Origin of the sequence: Herbiconiux moechotypicola, from assembly GCF_024979255.1 — a bacterium.
Lineage (GTDB): Bacteria > Actinomycetota > Actinomycetes > Actinomycetales > Microbacteriaceae > Herbiconiux > Herbiconiux moechotypicola.
Map to the genome: position 1 here is coordinate 276,024 of NZ_JANLCN010000005.1, position 24,007 is coordinate 300,030.

Annotated in this window: 21 protein-coding genes and 1 pseudogene; 8 read left to right on the plus strand and 14 right to left on the minus strand. The window is 70.7% G+C overall.

What is annotated here, in order from left to right:
- Positions 1-32: 32 nt before the first annotated feature.
- From N1031_RS10340 to N1031_RS10355, 4 genes are read right to left on the minus strand one after another with little or no spacing between them, the layout of a single operon-like run.
- Positions 33-950, minus strand: coding sequence for a carbohydrate ABC transporter permease (locus N1031_RS10340; RefSeq protein WP_259479552.1), 918 nt, complete (start codon positions 948-950; stop codon positions 33-35).
- The gene (locus tag N1031_RS10345) at positions 947-1,930 is read right to left on the minus strand and encodes a carbohydrate ABC transporter permease (protein WP_259479553.1); all 984 of its coding nucleotides are present in this window, start codon (positions 1,928-1,930) and stop codon (positions 947-949) included. Before N1031_RS10345 ends, N1031_RS10340 begins: the two co-directional genes overlap by 4 nt.
- A 14-nt stretch (positions 1,931-1,944) precedes the next feature.
- Positions 1,945-3,309 (minus strand): ABC transporter substrate-binding protein, encoded by a 1,365-nt coding sequence (locus tag N1031_RS10350; RefSeq protein WP_259479554.1) that lies wholly within the window; start codon positions 3,307-3,309, stop codon positions 1,945-1,947.
- A gap of 59 nt (positions 3,310-3,368) precedes the next feature.
- A complete protein-coding gene (locus N1031_RS10355; protein ID WP_259479555.1) occupies positions 3,369-4,583 on the minus strand; it encodes a LacI family DNA-binding transcriptional regulator in 1,215 nt (404 codons plus the stop codon).
- Between the two features lie 159 nt (positions 4,584-4,742).
- Here N1031_RS10355 and N1031_RS10360 point away from each other — a divergent pair, with 159 nt between their 5' ends.
- The 3 genes from N1031_RS10360 (at position 4,743) to N1031_RS10370 (ending at position 7,676) form a co-directional block, all read left to right on the plus strand.
- Positions 4,743-6,878, plus strand: coding sequence for a right-handed parallel beta-helix repeat-containing protein (locus N1031_RS10360; protein ID WP_259479556.1), 2,136 nt, complete (start codon positions 4,743-4,745; stop codon positions 6,876-6,878).
- A gap of 73 nt (positions 6,879-6,951) precedes the next feature.
- The gene (locus N1031_RS10365; protein WP_259479557.1) at positions 6,952-7,278 is read left to right on the plus strand and encodes a carboxymuconolactone decarboxylase family protein; all 327 of its coding nucleotides are present in this window, start codon (positions 6,952-6,954) and stop codon (positions 7,276-7,278) included.
- The gene (locus tag N1031_RS10370) at positions 7,275-7,676 is read left to right on the plus strand and encodes a (R)-mandelonitrile lyase (protein WP_259479558.1); all 402 of its coding nucleotides are present in this window, start codon (positions 7,275-7,277) and stop codon (positions 7,674-7,676) included. Before N1031_RS10365 ends, N1031_RS10370 begins: the two co-directional genes overlap by 4 nt.
- A 335-nt stretch (positions 7,677-8,011) precedes the next feature.
- Here N1031_RS10370 and N1031_RS10375 read toward each other — a convergent pair whose 3' ends face one another.
- On the minus strand, positions 8,012-8,641 hold the full coding sequence (locus N1031_RS10375) for a ribonuclease H family protein (protein WP_259479559.1): 630 nt from the start codon (positions 8,639-8,641) through the stop codon (positions 8,012-8,014).
- 41 nt (positions 8,642-8,682) lie between these two features.
- Here N1031_RS10375 and N1031_RS10380 point away from each other — a divergent pair, with 41 nt between their 5' ends.
- Together N1031_RS10380 and N1031_RS10385 are read left to right on the plus strand one after the other, a co-directional pair.
- Positions 8,683-9,510 carry an MBL fold metallo-hydrolase gene (locus N1031_RS10380; RefSeq protein WP_259479560.1) on the plus strand — a complete coding sequence of 276 codons (828 nt, stop codon included), beginning with the start codon at positions 8,683-8,685 and terminating at the stop codon, positions 9,508-9,510.
- On the plus strand, positions 9,507-10,094 hold the full coding sequence (locus N1031_RS10385; RefSeq protein ID WP_259479561.1) for an HhH-GPD-type base excision DNA repair protein: 588 nt from the start codon (positions 9,507-9,509) through the stop codon (positions 10,092-10,094). The genes N1031_RS10380 and N1031_RS10385 overlap by 4 nt, the downstream gene beginning before the upstream one ends.
- A 29-nt stretch (positions 10,095-10,123) precedes the next feature.
- On the opposite strand, the pseudogene yczE reads toward N1031_RS10385, so the two are convergent.
- Positions 10,124-10,720: pseudogene (yczE, locus tag N1031_RS20520) on the minus strand (membrane protein YczE); the annotation flags it as partial.
- A 61-nt stretch (positions 10,721-10,781) separates the two neighbouring features.
- Here yczE and yczR point away from each other — a divergent pair.
- Positions 10,782-12,251 (plus strand): MocR-like transcription factor YczR, encoded by a 1,470-nt coding sequence (gene yczR / locus N1031_RS10395; RefSeq protein ID WP_259479562.1) that lies wholly within the window; start codon positions 10,782-10,784, stop codon positions 12,249-12,251.
- On the opposite strand, the gene N1031_RS10400 is transcribed toward yczR, so the two are convergent.
- Together N1031_RS10400 and glsA are read right to left on the minus strand one after the other, a co-directional pair.
- Positions 12,233-13,879: an MFS transporter gene (locus N1031_RS10400; protein WP_259479563.1), complete on the minus strand. Its 1,647-nt coding sequence runs from the start codon at positions 13,877-13,879 to the stop codon at positions 12,233-12,235. The two genes, yczR and N1031_RS10400, sit on opposite strands and share 19 nt — an antisense overlap.
- Complete coding sequence (gene glsA, locus N1031_RS10405) at positions 13,876-14,895, minus strand: glutaminase A (RefSeq protein ID WP_375163630.1); 1,020 nt, start codon at positions 14,893-14,895, stop codon at positions 13,876-13,878. Before glsA ends, N1031_RS10400 begins: the two co-directional genes overlap by 4 nt.
- Before the next feature lie 73 nt (positions 14,896-14,968).
- On the opposite strand from glsA, the gene N1031_RS10410 reads away from it, so the two are divergent.
- Positions 14,969-15,499, plus strand: coding sequence for a PaaI family thioesterase (locus N1031_RS10410; protein ID WP_259479564.1), 531 nt, complete (start codon positions 14,969-14,971; stop codon positions 15,497-15,499).
- A gap of 99 nt (positions 15,500-15,598) precedes the next feature.
- On the opposite strand, the gene N1031_RS10415 is transcribed toward N1031_RS10410, so the two are convergent.
- The 4 genes from N1031_RS10415 to N1031_RS10430 all read right to left on the minus strand — a co-directional run bounded on the left by N1031_RS10415 (position 15,599) and on the right by N1031_RS10430 (position 20,965).
- A complete protein-coding gene (locus N1031_RS10415) occupies positions 15,599-16,924 on the minus strand; it encodes an ABC transporter substrate-binding protein (protein ID WP_259479565.1) in 1,326 nt (441 codons plus the stop codon).
- Between the two features lie 80 nt (positions 16,925-17,004).
- Positions 17,005-17,943: a carbohydrate ABC transporter permease gene (locus N1031_RS10420; RefSeq protein ID WP_259479566.1), complete on the minus strand. Its 939-nt coding sequence runs from the start codon at positions 17,941-17,943 to the stop codon at positions 17,005-17,007.
- The gene (locus N1031_RS10425) at positions 17,940-18,815 is read right to left on the minus strand and encodes a carbohydrate ABC transporter permease (RefSeq protein WP_259479618.1); all 876 of its coding nucleotides are present in this window, start codon (positions 18,813-18,815) and stop codon (positions 17,940-17,942) included. The genes N1031_RS10420 and N1031_RS10425 overlap by 4 nt, the downstream gene beginning before the upstream one ends.
- Positions 18,816-18,883: 68 nt before the next feature.
- Positions 18,884-20,965: a beta-galactosidase gene (locus N1031_RS10430; protein ID WP_259479567.1), complete on the minus strand. Its 2,082-nt coding sequence runs from the start codon at positions 20,963-20,965 to the stop codon at positions 18,884-18,886.
- Between the two features lie 176 nt (positions 20,966-21,141).
- Here N1031_RS10430 and N1031_RS10435 point away from each other — a divergent pair, with 176 nt between their 5' ends.
- A complete protein-coding gene (locus N1031_RS10435) occupies positions 21,142-22,164 on the plus strand; it encodes a LacI family DNA-binding transcriptional regulator (RefSeq protein ID WP_259479568.1) in 1,023 nt (340 codons plus the stop codon).
- A 19-nt stretch (positions 22,165-22,183) separates the two neighbouring features.
- Here N1031_RS10435 and N1031_RS10440 read toward each other — a convergent pair whose 3' ends face one another.
- Positions 22,184-22,669, minus strand: a complete 486-nt coding sequence (locus N1031_RS10440) for a pyridoxamine 5'-phosphate oxidase family protein (protein ID WP_259479569.1) — start codon at positions 22,667-22,669, stop codon at positions 22,184-22,186.
- A 119-nt stretch (positions 22,670-22,788) separates the two neighbouring features.
- On the minus strand, positions 22,789-23,937 hold the full coding sequence (locus N1031_RS10445) for an AI-2E family transporter (RefSeq protein ID WP_259479570.1): 1,149 nt from the start codon (positions 23,935-23,937) through the stop codon (positions 22,789-22,791).
- Positions 23,938-24,007 lie beyond the last annotated feature (70 nt).

A 24,007-nucleotide genomic window follows, 5' to 3' on the forward strand; every position in this document is an offset into this window, starting at 1 on the left:
TGACGGATGCGCGACGCCGGGCCGCGCATCCGTCACCCCTTCACGCCGCCGTCGGAGAGCCCCGAGATGAAGCTGCGCTGGTTGAACAGGAATACGATCAGCACCGGCACCGTCGCGATGACCGTGCCCGCCATGAGCGGCCCGTACTGCACGTTGCCGCTGCCGAGGAACCGGGCGAGCGCCAACTGCACGGTCTGCACCTCCTGCGAGCTGGTCACGACGAGGGGCCAGAGGAAGTCGTCCCACACCCCGGTGAACGAGAAGATCGCCACCACCGCGATGAGCGGCTTCGCCAGCGGCAGGTAGACGCTGAAGAAGATGCGCAGCTCGCCGGCCCCGTCCATCCGGGCTGCCTCGCCGAGTTCGAGCGGCGCCGAGGTGAAGAACTGCCGGGCGAGGAAGATGTTCATCGGCATGACGATGTAGGGCAGGATGACGCCCGCGAGCGTGTCGAGCAGGCCGCTGCCGCCCTGGCCCAGGATGTCGTTGCCGCCCACGAGCGGGATGCCCCGCGCCATGAGGAAGAGCGGGATGAGCGTGACCGAGATGGGGATCGCGGCCGTGGAGATGAGCGTGTAGAACAGCGCCTTGTTGCCGGGGAACGGCAGCATCGCGAAGGCGTAGCCCGCGAGCACGGCCAGGATGCAGTTGGTCGCGACGGTCACCACCCCCACGACGGCGGAGTTGAGCAGCGCCCGCGCGAGGTCGGCGTCGAAGAACGCCGTGGCGTAGTTCTCGAGCGTCGGATGCGCGGGGAAGAGTGACACCGAGCCGAAGGCCTCCGACTGCGGGGTGAACGACAGCGACACCACCCAGGCGAACGGCACCATCACGAGCACGGTCACGATGACGAGCACGACGATCGAGCCGACGCGGCCCTCGCCGGGGGCGTGGCCCCGGCGCATCCGCCTCAGGGCGCTGGCCCGGCGGGTGTCGACGGACGCGGTCATTTCTGCCTCCCCATGACTCCTCGCACCGCGAGCACGGAGAAGCCGATGATGAGGGCGAAGAGCACGAAGGCCATGGCCGACGCCGACCCCATCTGGTTGTACTGGAACGCCTCGGTGTAGATGAGGTAGTTCACGGTGGTGGTGCTGCCGAGCGGGCCGCCCTGCGTGAGCACGTAGATCTCGGCGAAGCCCTGAGCGAGGTAGATGATGTCCATCGCCACCACGTAGACGAGCATGGGGCGAAGGCCGGGCAGCGTGACGTAACGGAAGCTCGCCCAGCGGCCGGCGCCGTCGACCCTGGCCGCTTCGTAGAGGTCGCGCGGGATGGACTGCAGGCCCGCGAGCAGCAGCACCATGTTGCTGCCGAGCGCCTTCCAGATGCGCATGGCCGAGACGGCGTTGAGCGCGGAGTCGGAGTCGAGCAGCCAGTTCTGCGGTGCAGCGCCGAAGAAGCCGAGCACCTCGTTGAACAGGCCGGTCTGCGAGTACATCCAGAGCCAGACCATGCTCACCGCGGTGAGCGAGACGATGTGCGGCACGTAGAGGGCGGAGCGGAACAGGCCCACGCCCTTGAACGGCCGGTTCACGAGCAGCGCCAGCGCGAGCGCGAGCACCACCGTGATGGGCAGCACCTGCAGCACGTAGCGCCCGGTCACGAGCAGGGCGTTGCCGAAGTCGGCGTCGCCCAGCAGTTCGGCGTAGTTGTCGACGCCCGTGAACTCGGGGCCCGAGCGGCTGAGCGGGCTGTAGGTGGTGAACGAGAGCACGAGCCCGTAGAGCACGGGCACGAGCTGGAAGATGACGATGTAGAGCGCCGCCGGCAGCACGAACACGAGTCCGAAGATCGCGGTGCGGCTCCAGCGCCGGCGGCGGCGGGGGGCGGATGCGGTGGGCTGCGTCGCGTCGTCGCCGGCCGGTGGTGGGGTCGCCCCGGCAGACGCGGCGAGGGCGTCTGCCGGGGCGAGGGTGGGGGAGGTCATGCGTTCTGCCGCTCTCAGCCGTTCGCGCCGAGGATCTTGTCGGCTTCCGCGGCGGCCTCGTCGAGAGCCTCCTGCGAGGTGGCGACGCCGTTGAGCGCGCGTTCGAGCTGCTTGTCGAGCGCGTCGCGCACCTGCACCCAGCCCACCACGTTGGGGTTGGTCTGGAAGTCGGGCGAGGCGGCGAGGAAGGCCGTGATGATGGGGCTGTTCTTCGCGTAGTCGCTCTCGGCGGCGGAGGCGCGCACCGGGATGGTGCCGGTGCCCTGGGTGTACTCGGTGCTCACCTCGGGCGAGAGCATGTACTCGATGAAGCTCCAGGCCAGGTCGGGGTCTTTCGAGTCCGCGTTGATCATGAGGCCGGGGCCCGCACCGCCGAAGGCTGCGGGGTCGCCGCCCTCGAAGGAGAGCGGGGGCATCACGCGCAGGTCGCGGTCGGGGGCGGCGTCGACGATCTGCTGCATCATCGACGGGGCCTGGATGGTCATGGCCGCGGTCTGCTGCACGAGCGGCTGCTGCGCGGCGGGGGCGTTGAGGTAGTCCTCGCCGAGGTTGGCCGAGACCGCGTCGTCGCCGGTGTAGAGGCTGGTGAAGAAGTCGAGCGCGTCGGCGCCCTCGGCCGAGGCGAACTCGGCCTCGGTGCCCGCCTCGTTCACCAGGGTGCCGCCCTCGCCGAAGAGGAAGGTGGCGAAGGTCTGCTGGCGGGCGATCGCCTGGCTGGGGGCCAGGAAACCGGAGCGGGTGATGGTCGAACCGTTGCGCTCGGTGAGCGTCTCGGCGGCGTCCTTCAGCTCCTCCCAGGTGGTGGGCGGCGAGTCGGGGTCGAGGCCGGCCGCGGTGAAGGCGTCGGCGTCGTACATGACGAGGTAGCCCTGCAGCGAGAGCGGCATGAGGTACTGCACCCCGTCGACCTGGCCGCCGGGGAGGGCGGTGGCGAGGTCGTCGCGGTCGGCCTGGCTGAGCTCGGCGACGCGGTCGTCGAGGTCGAGGATGCGGTCGTTGGCCACGAAGTCGGCGGTGGCGGCGGGGCCGTGGCCGAAGATGTCGGGGGCGGTGCCCGCGGCGAAGGCCGAGTTGAGCTTGGTGGAGATGTCGCCCCAGTCGACGTAGGTGACCTCGACTTCGGCGCCGGTCTCTTCCTCGAAGGCGGGGACGATGGTGTCGGTGACCAGGTCGATCTCGGCCTGGTTGGTGCCGGGCAGCCAGACGCTGAGGGTCTTGTCTCCGCCGTCGTCGCTGTCGCCGGAGCCGCCGCCGGCGGCGCAGCCGCTGATGGCGAGGGCCGTGGCGGCGCCGAGGGCGAGCAGCGCGGTGGCGCGGCGGGCGTGCCGCCGCCCGCGTGGGGTGCGTGGGGTGCATGCGTGAGTGGAGTGAACGTCCATGTTGTCTCCTTATTCGTATTAGCAGGGTGTGGTGCAGGGAAGTGGAAAAGGTTCGGGGGTCACACCGCGGAGGGTGCGGGTGTGGGTGCGGTGGTGGCCGAGGCGGGTGGCGCGGCGGTCGCGGGTGCCGCGATGGTCGCCGCGGGCGCGGGCGCGGGCGCGGGCGTGGTGGTGGTGGCCGGGGTGGCCGACGCCGTGGCCGCGGCGGTCGCGACGATGGAGGTGCCGAGCGAGGGGGTGCCGACGGTGTCGTGGGTGGGCGGGTCGCAGTGCACGGGGAGCGTGAGCGGCGCGGGCGCGGAGCCGTCGATGACGGCGAGCAGCAGCTCGACGGCGCGTCGGCCCATGGCGCGGCGGGGCACGCGCACGTGGCTGAAGGCGCCCTCGCTGCGGGGGTCGGAGTCGAGGCCGATCACGGAGACGTCGGCGGGTGCGGAGAGGCCGGCGGAGGCGAGGGCATCGGCGAGCGCCCGCGCGAGGTCGTAGGTCTCCACCACGATCGCCGTCGCTCCGCCGGCGAGGGTGGCCCGAACCCAGGCGGCGGTCACCTCGGCGGGCTCCCGCACGTCGACCTCGAACGCGAGTCCGGCCGCGCCGGCGGAGCCGGCCTGGGCGGGTGCCGCGGCCGCGGTGAACCCCTCGAGGCGCTCCTGCTGGGCGAAGCCGCGCAGTGGGGCCGCCAGGTAGGCGACCTTGCGGTGCTCGGCGTCGGCGAGCATCCGCACCACCGGTGCCATCGCGGAGGAGTAATCGGCGGTGACGAACGGCACGTCGACCCCCTCCACTTCGCGGTGGCCGATGAACACGAAGGGGAAGCCCTCGTCGGCCAGGCGGCGGATCTCGTCGTCGTTCTTCTCGAAACCGAGGATGACGGCGCCGTCGGCCAGGCGCATCCGGTTGCTGCCGCTGCCGTAGATGCTGCGCGTGCCGTCGGGCTTCTGGGTGGAGGCGAAGAGCACCAGGTCGAGGCCGGCGGCGACCGCCTGCTCCTCGATGCCGTTGAGGAACTCGCGGTAGTAGTCGTCGGGCGCGGTGGGGAACACGCGCTCGAAGGTGTGCACGCCGATGAGGCCGCTGCGGCCGCCGCGGAGCGACTGGGCGGCGATGTTGGGCACGTAGCCGAGCTCGGCCATCGCCTCGCGGATGCGCTTCTGTGTGGCCTCGGGGATGCGGTTGGCCCCGGCGCGGTCGTTGAGCACCATCGACACCGTCGCCTGCGACACGCCGGCGAGGCGGGCGATGTCGCTCTGGCGGGGGATGCGGGGGCGGTTCACGGAACGGGTCTCCTTCGACGGGTACTGCGCCGAGCATAGGCGCTTATACGTAATACCTGCAAGTCCCGGTTCCGGCGACCCAATCGTCGTCAGCCGCTTGTAGTTATACGAATAAGCAGCTAGGAACGAGAAAGCCCCAACCGGTTCAAGGAGGAACTCGTGAGAATGAAGAGGCTCGTCATCGCCGCCACCGCGGCCGTCGCCCTGCTGGGCGGACTGCTCGCCGCGGCCCCCGCCGCGCCGGCCCAGGCCGTCGGCACCACCTACTACGTCGACGCCGCCGCGGGTGCCGATACCAACAGCGGCACCAGCGAGAGCGCGCCGTGGAAGACCCTCGGCAAGGTGAACACGCTCACCCCGGGCCCCGGCACGCGCATCCTGCTCAAGGCCGGCTCGACCTTCACCAACCAGTACCTCGACCTCACCGGGTCGGGTACAGCATCCGACCCCATCGTCATCGGCCGCTACGGAACCGGGGCGAAGCCGAAGATCGACTTCGGCAACACCGCGGTCGGCGGCGAGGGCTTCGGGGTGCGGGTGACCAACGGCTCGCACTGGACCATCTCCGACCTCGAGATCACGAGCGGCCAGCACGCCACCTCGATGCGGCGCAACGGCATCCTCATCCTCGGGGCGGGCGCCGGGGGCGGCGCGTTCACGGGCATCCGCATCCTCAACAACGACATCCACGACGTGTTCGGGCGCGACCGGCGCACCGGGGGCATCAACCTCCACGCGCGGCAGGCCTCCGCCACCGACCCGGAGAGCACCTGGGACGACGTGCTCATCCAGGGCAACACGGTCGACAACGTCGCCGACACGGGCATCCAGACCATGACCGACGCCTTCCTCGCCGGATCGAGCTGGACCCACATGCACGACGCCTTCACGAACGTGGTCATCCGGCGCAACACCGTCACGCGCATCCACCGCGACGGCATCCTCGTGCGAGCCGGTGTCGGGCCGCTCGTGGAGTACAACGTGACCGACCGCATCGGGAAGTACACGGATGCGAACACCGCGGTCGTGACGTACCTGCCGGCCGTGAGCGTGGTCGCCGCGCAGTGGGCGTACTACACCTCGGGTGCGGTGTTCCAGTACAACGAGGCCTCGCGCACCAAGCGCATCGACGGCGACGGGCAGCCGTGGGACTTCGACGTGGAGGTGACCGACAGCGTCTACCAGTACAACTACAGCCACGACAACGAGGGCGGCACGCTGCTCATGATGGACGACACGGCGAACAACGTGTTCCGCTACAACATCTCGCAGAACGACCTCGACCGCTCGGGGGCCGCGTTCAGCATCCCGTTCGGCGGTGGCGCTCTCGCCGTCTACAACAACACGTTCTACCGATCGGCCGGTCAGACCGGGCTGCTCACCACGTCGAACTCGGCGGGGGTGGTGACGTACACGAACAACGTGTTCCACAACGCGGCGTCGGGCGCGTACGCGATCGGGGGCGGGGCGGTGTATTCGAACAACACGTTCTACGGCACGAACTCGTCGGCGGCGCCGCACACGGGCAAGCTCACGAGCGATCCGCTGCTGGAGGCGCCGGGCGGGGCGACGTCGATCGCCGATGCGGCGGCGGCGTACGCGCTGGGGGCGGGGTCGCCGTCGAGGGACTCGGGGACGGCTCTGGGGGCGTCGGGCGCGGCGGTCGCGTCGTCGTCGAACGGGGGTGTCGACTTCGCGGGGCGGCTGCTGTACCAGGGGTCGGGGGCCGACCGGGGGGCTGTGGAGGCTGCGGGTGCGGGGGCCGGTGCCGGTGCGGCTTCGGTGCTCGCGAGCGAGACCTTCGAGGCGGGCGGGTTCGGCGGCTGGGCCGCGGTGAGCGGTTCGTGGACCGTCGGCGGAGCGCCCGGAGCCTTGCGGCAGAGCTCGCTCTCGGGCGAGGCGATCGCGTCGGCCGGGTCGGCGTCGTGGACGGACTACTCGGTGTCGGCCCGGCTCGCGGTGGCGACGCCCGACGGGAACGCCGGGGTGCTGATGCGGTACGCCGACGCGTCGAACTTCCTCATGCTGCGACTGAACCTCGACACCTCGGCACTGGAGCTCTACAAGCGGGTGGCGGGCACGCTGACGCTGGTGGCGTCGCAGCCCGTGACGGTGGCACCGGGCCAGCTCGTGTCGCTGCGCGCCGACGTGCGCGGCAGCACCGTGGACGGCTGGGTCGACGGGGTGCGGCTCATCAGCTGGACGAACCCGGTGACGCAACTGATGGCCGGCAAGGTGGGCGTCCGCTCGGCGGCGTCGGCCGCCGTCGTCGACGAGGTCATCGTGCGGGGGTGAGGTGTGCCGCCGGGCGGTGGGGGTGTACTCGCAGTGCCTCCCGCCGCCCGGCCGTGCGACGTAGCCTCGGCGCATGGACACACCACAACCCCTCCAGGTCGGCGGCGGCCGCGCCTCCATCGGAGACGTCGCCCCGAAGCTCGCCGAACTCACCGACGACGTGCTCTTCGCCGACGTCTGGAACCGCCCGGGCCTCGCCGCGCGCGACCGTAGCCTCATCACCGTCGCCGCCCTGGTGGCGGGCGGCGACGCCGCACAGCTGCGTTTCCACCTCGGTCGCGCCGTCGAGAACGGCGTCACGAAGACCGAGCTCATCGAGGCGATCACCCACCTCGCCTTCTACGCGGGCTGGCCCAAGGCCATGACCGCCATCGCCGTCGCGAAGGAGGTGCTCGCGTGATCGTCGACCCGAAGAAGCCGACCGTGAAGAACCCGCCCGAGCAGTTCACGGGAGACGTGTACCTCGACGCCATCGCCGCTCCCCGCGAGTCAGGGCAGACCATGGTGGTGGCGAAGGTGCGCTTCCTGCCGGGTGCGCGCACGGCGTGGCACTCGCACGCCCTCGGGCAGACTCTCCACATCACCGAGGGCGTCGGCCTCGTCGGCACCCGCGACGGCCGCATCGTGGAGGTGACCGCCGGCCAGACCGTCTACACCCCACCCGGCGAGGAACACTGGCACGGCGCCACCCCCGGCGACTACATGGAGCACCTCGCCATGCTCGACAGCGCCTCCGACCCCGCCACCACCACGACCTGGCTCGAACACGTCACCGACGCCGACTACCACCGCCCCTGACCTGCCCTCCCGCCCACCCCCACTCGTCCACATCCGCAAGAATCCCGCCCTCCGCCCCGGAGGCCACCCGCTCCCCGCGCCCGCGGCAGCGAACGCCGACGGGGCCGGGCGGTGGGGTGCGCGGGGTGGGGCGGATGCGCGGGGTGGTGGGGTGCGTGGCGGCCGGGTGTGCGGATGTGGGCTTGGATGCGCACAGGGTGCGGTGTGCGGATGTTGCCGCTCGCAGCCGCAAGAATCGCGCCATCCAACCTCGCATTCCGCCCGGCTGCCGTGAATCTTGCGGCAGCGAACGGTGGGTGACGGATGCGCAGGCTTGTGCGGATGCGCGGGGTGCGTCAGAAGAGGGTGGCGCTGGTGTCGGGGGTGGAGGCCGGGGGGTTCGCCGCGAGGGGGGCGCTCGACGATGCGGCGGGAGGTGCGATCGGGGAAGCGGGCGCCGTGGCGGCCGGCGCCGCGGCGGCCGGGGCCGGGGTGGCGGGCGTCGCCGGAGGCGCCGCAGGCGCGCCCGGGAAGCCGGGGCCCGCATCCGGGGTGGTGCCGCGCTGGTAGGCGGTGGCGGCGGCGCGGGCGCGGGCGTCGGCGGCCTCGTTGAGCTCGTGGCCCACGTGACCCTTCACCCACTCGAAGCGGTAGCGGCGCCCGACGATCGCGGCGTCGATCTCCTGGATGAGCTCGAGGTTCATCACCGGCTTGCCGTCGCCCTTGCGCCAGCCCTTGCGCTTCCAGCCGGGCATCCACTTCGTCACCGTGTTGATGACGTACTGGCTGTCGCAGAGGATGTGCAGGTCATCGTCGACGTGCGCCGTCGCCCGGAACAGCTCGAGCACCGCGCGCAACTCGCCCATGTTGTTCGTGCCGTGCGGCCAGCCGCCGGCGGCCCAGGTGTCGTCGTCGATGTACCAGGCCCAGCCGGCCGGGCCGGGGTTGCCGAGTGCGGAGCCGTCGGCGGAAGCGGTGATCGTCATCACCTCCCAGGGTACCCGCCGCATCCTGCTAGAACGGAACCATGACCGTCTGGACCTGCGCCACCTGCGCCATCGAGCATCCCGACACCCCCGCCCCGCCCGACATCTGCGAGATCTGCACCGACGAACGCCAGTACGTGCCCGCCACGGGCCAGCGCTGGACCACCCGCGACGAGCTCGCCGCCGAGGGCCACCGCATCGTCGTCACCGAGCTCGAGCCGGGTCTGCACGCGGTCGAGGCCGTGCGCTCCGTCGGCATCGGGCAGCGGGGCCTGCTGCTGCAGACGGAGGCGGGCAACCTGCTCTGGGAGCCGCCCGGCTTCCTCGACGAGGTGGGTGTCGCCTCCGTCGCCGCGCTCGGCGGGGTGGCGGCCGTGGCGTCGAGCCACCCGCACCTCACGGGCTCGTCGATCCAGTGGAGTCAGGCGTTCGGCGGGGCGACGGTGTGGGTGGCCGAGGCGGATGCGCGCTGGATCCGCCGACCCGACCCGGCCATCGCGCTGTGGAGCGATGAGCAGCAGGTGCTGCCGGGGGTGCGGCTGATCGGATGCGGCGGGCACTTTCCCGGGAGTGCCGTCGCGCACTGGGCGGCGGGGGCCGAGGGGAAGGGCGTGCTGCTCACGGGCGACACCGTCACGATCGGCGCCGACCGCGCGTCGGTCGCCGTGATGCGGAGCTACCCGAACTACATCCCGATGCCGGGGCGCGTGGTGCGCCGTATCCGCGACACCCTGCTGCCGCTGGAGTTCGATCGGCTCTACAGCCTGTTCCACTGCATCCCCGACGGTGCCCACGGCATCGTCGACCGGAGCCTCCTCCGCTCCGCGCGCTGGGCCGAAGACGATCCGGCCGTCACAATGGACACATGACCCCGAGCCTTCACATCACCGGAGACACCGCCGCCGACGAGCTGCTCTCGACCGACCCGCTCGCGCTGCTGATCGGCATGCTGCTCGATCAGCAGGTGGCGATGGAGACAGCGTTCGAGGGCCCGGCGAAGATCGCCGCCCGCATCGATGGGCCGTTCGACGCCTCGAACCTCGCGGGGTACGACCCCGAGGCGCTGGTCGAGGTGTTCCGGCAGACGCCCGCGGTGCACCGGTACCCCGGGTCGATGGCCGGCCGGGTGCAGGCGCTGTGCGCAGCCCTCGTCGACGACTGGGGCGGGAGCGCCTCCGCGCTGTGGACGGTGGGCGACCCCGACGGCGCGACCCTGCTCAAGCGGCTCAAGGCTCTGCCCGGATTCGGCGACCAGAAGGCCCGCATCTTCGTGGCGCTGCTCGGCAAGCAGTACGGCGTGCAGCCCGAGGGCTGGCGCGCGGCCGCGGGTGCCTACGGCGAGGAGGGGTCCCACCGCTCGGTGGCCGACATCGTCGACGCCGGCTCGCTCGCCCTCGTGCGCGAGACCAAGCGCGCCGCCAAGGCCGCCGCGAAAGCCGGCACCGCGAAGTAGCGCCCGGCTCCGCCACGCTCCGGATGCGCGGGGCGTCGGCGGGCGGTCACGCCGAAGAGCCGCAGCGTCACACCGCAGAGCGGGCCGATGAGCACCGCGAACAGCACCGTGCCCACCCCCACGTTCCCCCCGAGCAGCCACCCCACCGCGAGCACGGTGCCCTCCACGAGCCCTCGCCCGAGCCAGATCGGCCAGCCGAGCCGCGTGTGAATGCCCGTCATGAGCCCGTCTCGTGGCCCCGGCCCGAGTCGCGCGCCGATGTAGACGCCGCTCGCCACCGCGAGCAGCAGCAGCCCACCCGCGAACAGCAGCGCCTGCTGCCACACCGCTCCGGGCACCGGCAGCAACCACAGCCCCAGTTCGATGAACGGCCCGAGCAGCAGCACGTTGAGCACCGTGCCGAGCCCCGGACGCTGCCGCAGCGGGATCCACAGCGCCAGCACCCCGAGCCCGATCACGTTGGTGAGCACCCCGATGCCGAGTCCGGTCGCGTGCGACATCCCCTGCGCGAACACCGTCCACGGGTCGACACCGATCGCCGCGCGGATGATGAGCGCCTCGGCGAGTCCGTAGAGCGCCAGGCCCACCACGAGCTGCGGGATGCGGAATGCGAGCGATCGAGACATGTGGCTATTTCAGAGCATGATTGGCTTTCTCTCAAGCGGCCAATATCGCTAGAGTGGCGTCATGAGCGACGCGAAGATCGGAACCAGAGCCTTTGTGGCACTTCTCGGAGACTGGCGCGGGCGCGCATCCGGCCCCTCCTATCTCGCGCTGTTCGACCGCATCCGGCTGCTCGTGCTCGACGGGCGCATCCCCACCGACACGCGGTTGCCCGCCGAACGTGACCTCGCGCAGGCGCTCGGGGTGAGCCGCACGATGGTCTCCGCCGCCTATCGTGAGCTGAGGGATGCGGGATACACGCGCAGCATCCGGGGCTCGGGGAGCGTGGCGCGGCTCCCGGGGCGCGCCCCCGTGACCGGCCAGGAGGCGCCAGGCGACTTCATCGACTTCTCGAAGGCCACCATGCCCGCCTACCCGGGTCTGTTCGACGCCACCCAGGCGGCGATGGCGGGCTACGCGGTCGAGCTCGGCGGTACCGGCATCGACCCCTTCGGCTCCCGCATCCTGCGCGAAGCCGTCGCCGAGCGATACACCGCCCGAGGGTTGCCGACGAGCGTCGACCAGGTGATGATCACCATCGGCGCCCAGCACGCGATCTTCTTGCTGGCGCGCACGCTCATGTCGCGCGGCGACCGCGCCGTCGTCGAGCTGCCGAGCTACCCGCACGCCTACGAGGCGCTGCGCATGGCGGGCGCCCGTCTCGTGCCCGTCACGGTCTCGGCGCGCGGCAGCGGGGCGGCTCCCGAGGGCCTGCACGGCTGGGACGCCGCGGGTCTCGCGCAGGCCTTCGCCCGCACGAGCCCGGCGCTGGCCTACCTCATGCCCGACTTCCACAACCCCACCGGCGAGTCGATGCCCGAAGAGCTGCGTGCGCGCCTGCTGCACGACGCCGCACGGCAGGGCTCTCTCGTGGTGGCCGACGAGACCACCGCCGAGCTCGACATCGACCGCGCGGGCTCGTTCCTGCCGCTCGCCGCCTACGGCGACGCGGCCACGGCCGACTCCGCGGTGCTCATCGGTTCGGTGGGCAAGACGGTGTGGGCGGGCCTGCGGGTGGGGTGGATCCGGGCGACGCCCGCGATCATCCGCAAGCTCGCGGCCGCCCGGTTCGCCGGCGATCTCGGCACGCCCGTGCTCGAGCAGCTCGTGGTGGCGGAGCTGCTGCGCGACTTCGACCCTGTGCTCCGGCTGCGGTCGGCTCAGCTGCGGGCCGGGCGCGACGAGCTGCGGGGTTTGCTCGCGGAGGCGTTCCCGGAGTGGCAGGTGCCGGCGGTCGACGGCGGGCTCGCGGTGTGGGCGAACATCGGTGCGCCGGTGAGCTCGCAGCTCGCGCTCGCGGCCCGCAGCCACGGCCTGCTCATCACCGCGGGGCCGCGCTTCGGCATCGACGGCGCGTTCGAGCGTTCCCTGCGCGTGCCCATCGGCTACGAGAACCCCGACCTGGTGCGCGGCGTGCAGGCGCTCGCCGCCGCCTGGCGCACGGTCTCGGCCGGCCCGGTGCCGCACTCCGAGCTCTACGCCGACGTCGTCTGATCCGCGGGATCGGGGATCTCGTGGGGCCGGTACTTCGGCAGACGACTGGCGGGCAGGATGGCCAGCGCGCTCACGGCGGCCATGATCAGCAGCCCCAGTTTCAGGGCCGACAGCCGGGCCTCCGTGTTGACCGCCACGGCCGCGTCGATCTGCGCGTCGGTGGCGTCGGTGGTGGTGCTCAGCACCTCGCGCAGGTGGTCGTTGCTGACGAAGTTGACGCTGTCGAGATCGACCTGCGACACCAGCGCCGGCGGCAATTCGATGTCGTTCACCACGGCCTGGCCCACGTTGAACCCGAGGATCGTCACCAGCAGGGCACCGGAGACGGCGGTGCCGACTGCCGAGGCGAGGTTTTGCGTGGTTCCGCGCACCGATCCCACGTCGCCGGCCAGCTCCTTCGGTGACGCCGTCACGAGCACGTTGAACACCAGCGTCACGAGCGCGCCCTGGCCCACCCCGAACACGAACAGGCCGAGGATCGTCGGCAGGGTCTCCCAGTTGTTCGTGACGACCAGCGACAGCCAGGCCAGCGCGACCGTGGTGAGGACGAATCCGACCATGCCGATGGTGCGCGGCGGGAACCGCTTGTAGAGCCGCACCACCAAGGTGGCCGTGACGAACACGGTGAGGTTGAACGGCATCATCGCCAGCGAGGTGTCGAACGGGGTGCGGCCCTGCACGATCTGGATGTACAGCGGAACGGTGAAGTTGAGCGCCGCCTCGAGCGAGACCACGATGAACATCGCGTACACGGCGGCGCGCTCGCGCCCCGAGCCCAGCACCGCGAGGCTGACCAGCGGTACCTTGCCGGCCTTCGTGCGACGCCTGGTCCAGACGAAGAAGGCCTGGCCGAGAATGACGCCGAGCACGATCAGGATCGGGGCGGGAGAGAGCCCCACGACACTGAACGGCGCCGAGGAGGTGGCTTCGAGCACACCCCACGCGTTGAGGTTGTTGAACCCGAGGGTGAGCGCCACGATGCCGGTGCCGATGAGCACCGCGGCGACGAGGTCGATCTTCACGGCGCTGTCGCCCTTGTCCGAGCGCAGCCGGAAGCTGAACACGAACACCGCGACCGCGAGGGCCAGCACGATGCCGAAGACGGGCCGCCAGCCCACGAAGGTGGCCAGGGTGCCGCCGATCAGGAACGCGCTCACGCCGGCGAGCGCGCGGGCCGATCCGAGCGATCCGATCGCCGTGGCCTGCTGCGCACCGCGGTAGTTCTCGGCGATGAGGGCCACCAGGGAGGGGACGATGATGGCGGCGGATGCCCCGGCGAAGGCCTGCGCGACGATCACCCAGGTGACGGTGGGGGAGAGGATCATCATCAGCGCGGAGACCGCGAACAGGGCCACCACGATGCGGAACATGATGATCCAGCCCACACGCTGGCCGAGCTTGGCGCCCACCATCACCAGGGCGGCGACGACGAGGCCGTAGGTGACGATCGCGGTGCTGACCGCCGTCGGCGGCACGCCGAAGTCGCTCACCATCCCGCCGAGCGAGACCGGGAGGGACGAGACGTTGAACGACATCAGGATCTGGGCCAGGAACAGCCCGACCAGCGGGACCCAGGAGGTGCGGACCTCGGCGTTCGACGCGGTCGCGCCGGTATCTGTGGTGCTCATCGTGCCTCCTCGGACGTACTCCGACGTGGGTGCGGGCCCGACGCGAAGACGTTCAGGCCCAGCGCTCGGGACAGGTAGGCGGTCGCGCGCTGCCCGCGCACGCTGTTGCCGGCCGAATCGAGGCGGGGGGAGAAGACACCGATTCCCGCCTTGCCCGGCGCGATGGTGACGATGCCACCCGCGACCCCGCTCTTGCCCGGCAGCCCGATCTCGAACAGCCACTCGCCGGATCGCTCGTACAGGCCGGTCGAGGCCATCACGGCCAGGGTGTCGCGGCACACCTCCGCAGAGACGACCTGCTCGCCGGTGACCGGGTTGACGCCGCCGTCGGCGAGGGTGGCGCCCATCACGGCGAGGTCCCGAGCCGTGACGAGCAGGGCGCACTGCCGCGTGTAGACGTCGACGATCTCGAGCGGATCGACGTCGATGCGGCCGTAGCTCTCGAGCAGGCCGGCGATGGCACGGTTGCGGTGGTTGGTGGCGGTCTCGGAGCGGTAGACGACGTCGTCGAGCTCGAGCGGGCGGCCGGCGAAGCGGGACAGGCCGGTGATGACGGCGGCCCACCGGTCGTCGGCGGTGCGCCCGGGCATCAGCGCGGTCGTGGCGATGGCGCCCGCGTTCACCATCGGGTTCATCGGATGCCCTTCGTTCAGCTCGAGGGCGACGACGGAGTTGAAGGCGAGCCCGGTGTTGTTCACGCCGACCCGGTCGCGCACGACCTCGTGGCCGAACTCCTCGCAGACCAGCGCGTAGACGAACGCCTTCGAGATCGACTGGATGGAGAACTCGACGTCGGCGTCGCCGGCGGAGTGCACGGCTCCGTCGACCTCGGCGACGCACACCCCGAACAGCTCGGGGTCGGCCTCGGCGAGGATCGGGATGTAGTCGGCGACCTCTCCCGACCCGGCCGACCGATTGCGGGAATGAGCCGCGGCGACGTGCTCCTCGACCGCATCCCAGCCCGGGAGCAGCCCCGTCGACACTCGCTGTGCAACGCCCTCGAAATCCAGTTCCACGCGGTTCTCGCTTCCCGTTCACGGAGTCTCCGGTGTGCCTCCATCATGGCAGGGACGGGCGTAGCCTGAGCGGATGGCCCTCGAAGCTGACGACCTCGCCGCGAACCCGCCCGCGCATCCCGACCGCTCGCGGCTGGTGGAGTGGAACGACCCGCACCTGAACGCCCGCCAGGCCGCCACCATGCCGGGCCGCGACTACCTCGAAGGGCTCGTCGACGGCAGCATCCCGCGCCCGCCGATGGGCGCCCTCATGGGCATGCGGCTCACGGCCGTCGGCGACGGCACGGCCACCTTCGTGTGCACCCCCGACGAGTCGCACTACAACACCATCGGCATCGTGCACGGCGGGCTCGTGTGCACCCTGCTCGACTCGGCGGTCGGATGCGCGGTGCAGTCCACCCTGCCCGCGGGCGTCGGCTACACCTCCATCGAGCTGAAGGTGAGCTACCTGCGCCCGCTGCACCACGACTCGGGCGAGATCACCTGCGTCGGCACGGTCGTGAAGCCGGGCCGCCGGGTCGCCTTCGCCGAGGGCGTGGTGACGGATGCGCAGGGCAAGACGATCGCGACGGCGACGTCGTCGCTGCTCGTCTTCCCCCTCTGAGCCGCGCCCCGCGCATCCCGCACCCCCTAAGACGAAGAGCCGCTCCGACGCCCATCACACGAGGTGAGGGCGCCGAAACGGCTCTTCGGGCGAGAGAAGCTACTCGACGACGGGGATGCTCTGCGCCTTCAGCGCCGCGATCGTCTTCTCCTGCCCGGTGGTGAGCGCGTCGCCCAGGGTGCCGGTGCCGCCCAGCACCTGGCCGAAGCCGTCGGCCACGTCGGCGTAGGTCTGCGTCATGGTCGGACCCCAGGTGAAGTCGGCGTTCACCTCACCGGAGGCGGCGGCGAACACGTCGTAGATGGGCTGGTCGCCGTAGAACTCGACCCCGTCGGCGAACACCGGCAGCGAGAGGCCCGCGGTGGTGGCCGGGTAGAGGTTGGCGGCCTCGGCGAGGGCGGTGAGCGCCTCGTCGGAGGTGTTCAGCCAGAGGGCGAACTGCGCGGCCTCGTAGGGGTGCTCCGAGCCCTTCAGCACGGCGGTGGAGGAGCCGCCCCAGTTGCCCGCGGCGGTGCCACCCTCGGTCCACTGCGGCATCGGCGCCACGGCCCAGTCACCCGCGGTGTCGGGGGCGCCCGACGAGATGGAGTTCGCGCCCCAGACGGCCGAGATCCAGGTCCAGTCGCTGCCGGTGTTGTAGGCGTTGTTCCACTCGTCGGTCCAGGCCGGCACCTTCGACACGAGGTCGTCGGCGATGAGGCCCTGCCAGTAGTCGGCCACCTGCAGTGAGGCGTCGGAGGTGAGGGTGACGTCCCACGCGCCGGTGGAGCTGTCGAACCACTGGCCGTCGTTCTGCCACACCAGGCCCGCGAACCAGTTCACGTCGTTCTGCGGGAAGTTCGTGATGTAACCGCCGAGCGCACGGATCTGCACGGCCGCCGCCTGGTACTCCTCCCAGGTGGTGGGCACGGCGATGCCGGCCTGCTCGAACAGGTCCTTGCGGTAGAACATGGCCATGGGGCCGGTGTCCTGGGGGATGCCGTAGACCGCGTCCTCTTCGCCGAAGGTCACCTGGTTCCAGGTCCAGTCGATGAACTGGTCCTGGCTCTCGAGCACGTTGGCGCAGCCCGCGATGTTTTCGAGGCCGTCCTGCACGCGGAAGTTCGGCAGCGCGTCGTACTCGATCTGGCCGAGGTCGGGCGCGTTGCCCGCGGTGATCTGGTTGAAGAAGTTCTTGTAGGTGCCGCCGTTGCCGTTCGGGCCGGTCTGCACGGTCACCTGGATGTCGGGGTTCTCGGCGTTCCAGAGGTCGACGACACCGTCGATGCCGGGGATCCACGAGGTGAAGGTGAGCTCCACCGGGCCGTCGGCGGGGGTGCAGTCGGCGGCGGCGTCGCTTCCGCTGCCGGAGGACGCGCATCCGGTGAGGGCGATGGCCGAGGCCATCCCCAGGGCCAGGATGCTCAGGCTGCGTCTGGTGTTCATGGTGTTCCGTTCTCTTCGGTGAGGGGTGGTGGGTGTGATGCGGGTGGTGCGGTCGAGGGGCCGGATGCGGGGCCGGCGGGCTACTTGAGGCTTCCGTTGCCGAGGCCCGACTGCCAGAAACGCTGCAGGCTGAGGAAGGCGATGATGAGCGGGATGATCGACACGAACGCGCCGACGATCACGTAGGTGCGGATCTCGGGGATCTGGTTCACCTGCGAGTTCCAGGTGTAGAGACCGAGCGTGACAGGGAAGAGCGACTCGTCGCGCAGCATGATGAGCGGCAGGAAGAAGTTGTTCCAGATGGCCACGAACTGGAACAGGAAGATGGTCACGAGCGCCGGAGTCATGAGCTTGCGCGCCACCGTGAAGAAGGTGCGCACCTCGCTCGCGCCGTCGAGGCGGGCGGCCTCGAGAAGTTCGTCGGGCACGCTCGCCGTGGCGTAGATGCGGGCGAGGTAGACGCCGAACGGGTTCACGAGGCTCGGCAGGAACACCGACCAGAAGGTGTTGGTGGCCCCCACCTGGCTGAAGATGAGGAACAGCGGCAGGGCGAGCGCGGTGGCCGGCACGAGAACGCCGCCGAGCACCACGTTGAACACCACCTCGCGGCCGGGGAAGACGTACTTGGCCAGCGCATACCCGCACATCGCCGAGATGAGGGTGCCCACCAGTGCTCCGGCGCCGGCGTAGAGCACGCTGTTGAGCATCCAGCGCAGGTAGATGCCGTCGTTGTAGGTGAAGAGGTTGCCGAGGTTCGTGACGAGGTCGAAGTCGGCGAAGACGAGGCCGTTGCTGCTGCCGAAGTCCTCGCGGCTCTTCGTGGCCGAGGTGAACAGCCACCACACGGGCAGGAGGAAGTAGACCGTCGAGACGAGCATCACGATCATCGCGGCGGTGCGCGACATGACGCGCTCGCGGGGTGCGCGGCCGCGGCGCGGGGAGGAGGGGGTGGATGCGGGTGCGGCAGCGCCGGATGCGGCGGTGGCCTCGGCGGCCGGCGTGCTGGTGACGGCGCTCATGCGTTGGCCTTCCGCTGGGTGAACTTGAGGAACGCGAACGACATGACGAAGGTGGCCAGGGCGAGCACCACCGACATCGCCGCGGCGAGGTTGACGTTGGGCACCGCCGAGGTGGCGTAGACCGCCATGTTCGGGGTGAACGAGCTCGACACCGAGGCGGTGAAGCTGCGGAACACCTGCGGCTCGGCGATCAGCTGCAGCGTGCCGATGATCGAGAAGATCGCCGTGAGCACGATCGCCGGCACCACGAGGGGGATCTTGATGCGCAGGGCGATCTGCAGCTGGCTGGCGCCGTCGAGCTTCGCGGCCTCGTAGATCTCGGCGGGGATCGACAGCAGCGAGGAGTAGATGATGAGCATGTTGTAGCCCACGTAGACCCAGGTCACGACGTTCGCGATCGACCACAGCACGAACTGCGGCGAGAGGAAGTCGACGTTCGAGGTGAGCGCCGTGAACGGCGACAGATTGGGCGAGTAGAGGTAGCCCCACATGATGGCCGCGATCACGCCGGGCACGGCGTAGGGCACGAAGAAGGCGAGGCGGAAGAACTTCTTGCCCTTCACCAGCGGCGAGTCGAGCAGCAGCGCGAGCACCAGTGCGACGCCGAGCATCACGGGCACCTGCACCACGCCGAACAGCAGCACGCGGCCGACCGAGGCCCAGAAGGTCTCGTTCTGGAACACCTGCACGTACTGGGTGAGCCCGCCGAACACCTCCACCGGCGGCCCGAAGGTGCCGTCGCGCTCCACCACGAGCAGCGACTGGTAGATCGCGTAGCCGATGGGCAGCAGGTAGAATAAGGCGAAGAGCACGCCGAACGGCAGCAGGAAGAACAGGATGGCGCGCTTGTGCTTCACCACGGCGCGGCGCACGCGGGCGGGTGCCGACGCGGGGCCTGCGGGTGCGGGGCCTGCGGGCACTGCGGTCAGTTCTGTCGTGGTCACGAGGTCACCTTCGTCTCGTTCGTCTCGTCGGGTCGGGGTGCGGATGCGGATGTGTGGGCGGCTTCGGGCTCCAGGCGAACGACGCGCACGCCGCCCGCCGCGATCTCGAGCACGCCGTCGACCTCGGCCTGCTCGATCAGGTCGTACCCGCGGGCCGCGTGGCGAGCATCCGTCGCCCCGTGGTTGATGACGAAGAGGTAGTCGCCCTGCGGGCCGCTGCGGCGCACCACTTCGAGCTCGGTGTCGAACAGGGCCGGGTTCAGCGCCACGCCTGCCCGCGCCGTCGCCTCGCGGAGGGTGCGCGTGAGCGCGGCGGAGTCGAGGTTGGTGGCCAGGTACCAGGCGGTGCCGTCGCCGAAGGCGTTGCGCGTGACGGCGGGGGTGCCGGGGAGGGGGCCGTCGAGGTAGCTCGCGAGCACCTCGGCGCCGCGGGGGTGCAGGCGCTCGGTCCAGATGTCCGCGGTGGAGCCGTCGTCGAGGCGCACGGTCTCGCCGGCGTGCAGCGGGAAGAACTCCTCGGTGCTCACGCCGAGCAGCTCGCGGAAGGCGCCGGGGTAGCCGCCCGTGCGCACCCGGTCGACCTCGTCGGTGACGCCGGAGAAGAAGGTGATCACGGCGTGGCCGCCCTCCGCCACGAAGCGCTCGAGGCGCTCGGCGACGGTATCGGAGACGCTGTGCAGGGCGGGCACCACCACGAGACGGTAGTCGTCGAGCGGCGCGCCGGGGGCGACGACGTCGACCGTGACACCGGATGCGCGGAGCGCCTCGTAGGCGCGGTGCACCTGCTCGAGGTACCGCAGCTCGGCCGTCGGGTGGGAGTCGAGGTCGGTGATCCACCAGGCCTCCCAGCCGAAGACGAGCGCGACCTCGGCCACCACGCGGGTACCGGTGACCTCGGCGAGGCGTTCGAGCATCCCGCCCAGGTCGACCACGTCGCGCCACACCCGGGTGTCGGTGCCGCCGTGCGGCAGCATCGCCGAGTGGAAGCGCTCGCTGCCCTGCACCGAGGCGCGCCACTGGAAGAAGCTGATGCCGTCGGCACCGCGCGCCACGTGGGTGAGGGTGTTGCGCAGCATCTCGCCGGGACCCTTGGCGATGTTGCGGGGCTGCCAGTTGACGGCGCTCGAGGCCTGCTCCATGAGCAGGTAGGGCTCGCCCTGGGCGAGGCCGCGGGTGGCGTCGGCGGCGAAGGCGAGCTCGGCGGTGGGGTGCGGCAGGCGGTGGTCGAGGTAGTGGTCGTTGGCCACCAGGTCCATCTCGGGGGCCCAGGTCCAGTAGTCGAGGGCCTGGATGTGGGCGGTCACCATGAAGTTGGTCGTCACCGGCACGCTGCTGTGGGTGCGGATGAGGTCGCGCTCGGCGACGTAGTGCTCGAGCAGCTCGGCACTGGAGAAGCGGCGGAAGTCGATGGCCTGCGCCGGGTTGCCGGTGGCGAGGGTGAGGGCGGGGGTCTGGATGTGCTCCCACGCCGCGTAGCGCTGGCTCCAGAAAGCGGTGCCCCAGGCCTCGTTGAGGGCGTCGAGGGTTCCGTAGCGTTTCTCGAGCCAGCGGCGGAAGGCGGCGGCGGAGACCTCGCAGTAGCAGTGGGCGTTGTGGCAGCCGATCTCGTTCGACACGTGCCAGAGCTTCACGGCGGGGTGGGTGCCGTAGCGGCGGGCGACCTGCTCCACGAGGGCCAGGGCGTGCTCGCGGTAGACGGGGGAGCTGGGACAGAAGCCCTGACGGCCGCCGAACGCGCGGCGGGTGCCGTCGGCGGTCACGGGCAGGGCCTCGGGATGCTCGGCCGTCAGCCACGGGGGAGGGGAGGCGGTGCCGGTGCCGAGGTCGACGGCGATGCCGTTCTCGTGCAGGAGCTCGATGACGGCGTCTAGGCGGCTGAAGTCGTACTGCCCGGGGAGCGGCTCGAGCTGGGCCCAGCCGAAGATGTTGATCGCGACGAGGTTCACGCGGGCTTCGCGCATGAGGCGCACGTCGTCGGCCCAGGTCTCGGGGGTCCACTGCTCGGGGTTGTAGTCGGCGCCGAAGGTGATGCGGGGCGCGTCTGCGTCGAGCAGCCGGGAGACGGGGGTGCGGGGCACGGGCGGGAGTCCTCTTCTGTGAACGCTCCCAGAGTCGGCGATGACAACTCCACGCCGAGATTCTGTGAACGCTCCCAGATTATGCACGGCGGCGTCGGGGTGTCAACTCGGGCTGGTCGGCGACCGCCGTCCGCGGGCTCGCGCGGCCACGCGCATCCGGTCGCTAGGGTGGGGACATGCCTGCTGCACGCCCGTCGAATTCACGGGCGACGATCAACGACGTCGCCGCCCGGGCCGGCGTGTCACGCGGCACCGTGTCGCGGGTGCTCAACGCCGAGGCCTACGTCTCCGACTCGGCGAGGGCCGCCGTCGAGGCGGCCATCCTCGAGGTGGGCTACGTGCGCAACGAGGCGGCGCGGGGGCTCGTGACCCGCCGGTCGCAGGCGGTGGGGCTGATCGTGCACGAGCCGCACTCGCTCTTTCTCGAAGACCCGAACATCGGCAGCATCCTTCTCGGCATCAACTCGGCGCTCTCCGAGGCCGACTACCAGCTGGTGTCGCTCGTCGTCGACTCCGACCGCGACAGCGACCGGGTGGCCGGCTACATCACGGGCGGCTTCGTCGACGGCGTCGTCATCATCTCGGCGCGGGCGCACGACCCCATCGGGCGGGCCGTCGCGGCCGCGGGCATCCCCGCCGCCTACGTCGGTCATCCGATCGACGTCGAGGGCGTGCCCTACGCGGGCATCGACAACTACTCCGCCGCGCTCGCCATCACCCGGCGGCTCGTGGCCACGGGGCGGCGGCGCATCGGCATGATCGCGGCCGGACTCGACCGAGACTCGGGTCAGGACCGGCTGGCCGGCTTCACCGAGGCGCTCGGGCCGTCGTTCCGAAAAGAGCTCGTCGTCGAGGTGCCGCTGTACTCACACGGGTGCGGCCTCGACGGCATGCGGCTGCTGCTCGACACCGACCCCGAGATCGACGGGGTGTTCGCGTCGTCCGACGCCATCGCCGCGGGCGCACTCGACGTGCTGCGCGAGGCGGGGCGCTCGGTGCCGGGCGACGTGGGCGTCGTCGGCTTCGACGACAGCGCCTGGGCGCTGCGCACCCAGCCCCCGCTCTCCACCGTGCACCAGCCGGCCGGCGAGCTCGGCCGCCGGGCCGCCGAGCTCGTGCTGGCCCAGCTCCGGGGCGAAGACGTAGGGCTCGGCGGCAGCTTCCTCGACACCTCGATCGTCTGGCGCACCTCCGCCTGAGCCGGGCCGCGCACGGTCGTCAGAGGTCGACGACGCGGTTCTCGCCCACGTCGGGCTGGCCGCCCGTGACCGCGGCCTTCGCGACCTTGAACAGCGTCACCACCCCGGGCTCGTCGGTCGACCAGTACTCGGCCGAATCCGCCGTCACCCGCAGCAGGGCCACGCTCGGGTCGTCGCGGCCCTCGGGGAACCAGGCTTCCGCGCTGGTCGACCACAGCTCGTCGATCTTCTCGGCATCCTGTACCACCGTCGCGGTGCCCGCGATCGACAGGTATCCCTTGCCCGACTCGAACGCCGCGTTCACGTGCGGATCGGAGGCGATGTCGTCGGTCTTGGGGCTCGGATGCTGGGTGAAGAACCAGAGCTCGCCGTCGAACTCCGCCTCCTGCACCCCGAGCGGCCGGCTGTGCAGCGCCCCGCCGGCGCTCCGGGTGGTGACGAGCGCGATCTTCGAGGCGGAGATGAGCTTGGCGATGGTGGACAGGTCGTCGTCGTGTTCGGTCATCTGCGCGACGCTACGCCCGCCGGCGCAGGCGGGCGTGGGCCTTGCCAAACGCACTACGGGGGCGTATCCGCACGCCGTCCCAGATCCCCGGCGTCAGGCTGTGACGACGCGACGGCGCGTCAGACCTTCGCGTCCTGCTTCGGGAAGACGACCTTCTGCACGATGATGATCGCCGACGCCGCGATCGGGATCGCGACGAGCGCCCCGAGCACCGACCCGAGCGTGCCGCCGGCCACCGCCGCGATCACCACGATCGCGCCCGGCACCGCCACGGCCCGGTTCATGATGCGCGGGCTCAGGAAGTATGCCTCCACCTGCATGTACACGATGTAGTAGATGCCCGCCACCAGCGCCGTGAGCGGCGACGCGAACAGGCACACCACCGTGATGATGATCGCGCCGCTCAGCGTGCCGACGAGCGGGATGAGTGACGCCAGGAACGCGATGAACGCGAACAGCGCCGGCAGCGGCGCCCCGATGATGCTGAGGAAGATGAGGCTCAGGATGCCGTTGATGGCCGCGAGCGAGATCTGCCCCACCACGTAGCGGCCGACGGCCCCGGTCACATCGTCGGTGAGCGAAGCGAAGGAGGCGCGCTTGTTGGCGGGCACGAAACGGTAGGTGATCTTCTTCATGCTGCGCAGCGACGCGAGGAAGTAGAGGGTGAGGATGAGCACGATGACCGCACCCGTCGCCCCGCTCGCGATTCCGGTGCCGACCGCGAGCAGCCCGCCGCCGAGCGCCAGCAGGTTGTTCGGGTCTTGGAAGTAGGCGGTCGCATCCTGCACCGCCTTGTCGATGTCGACGAAGTTGCCGATCTGGCTCTGCAGTCCGGTCACGAAGTCGCTCTTGGTGAAATCGTCGACGATCTGCGGGAACTGGTTGATGAAGTTCGTGGCCTGGTCGACGATGAGCGGGATGACCGCGAACAGCAGCCCCGCGAACACGAGGATGACAGCGGCGAACACGATCACGATGGCCAGCGCCCGGGCCATGCGGCGTTCGAGCCACGACACCAGCGGGTCGAGCCCGAGCGCGAGGAAGAGCGCCACGCCGATGTAGATGAGCACCGTGCTCAGCTGCGACACCAGACCGCCGATGAGCAGCGACAGCAGCACGCCGAGCCCGCCCACGAGGCCGATGCGGAAGGCGTTGATGCGCACGGCCGGAAGGCTGGGGGCTCCGGCCACCTGCACGTCAGACCCCGGCTTCTCGACCGCGGTCGAGGCCGTGTCGCCAGATGCTCTGCTCGGCTTCTTCCGGAACATCCGGCCACCTCCCTCTCGTTCTGCGCCCACCATAGTCCTCCCGGCCGACGCCGCCCCGGAGCCCGGGCAG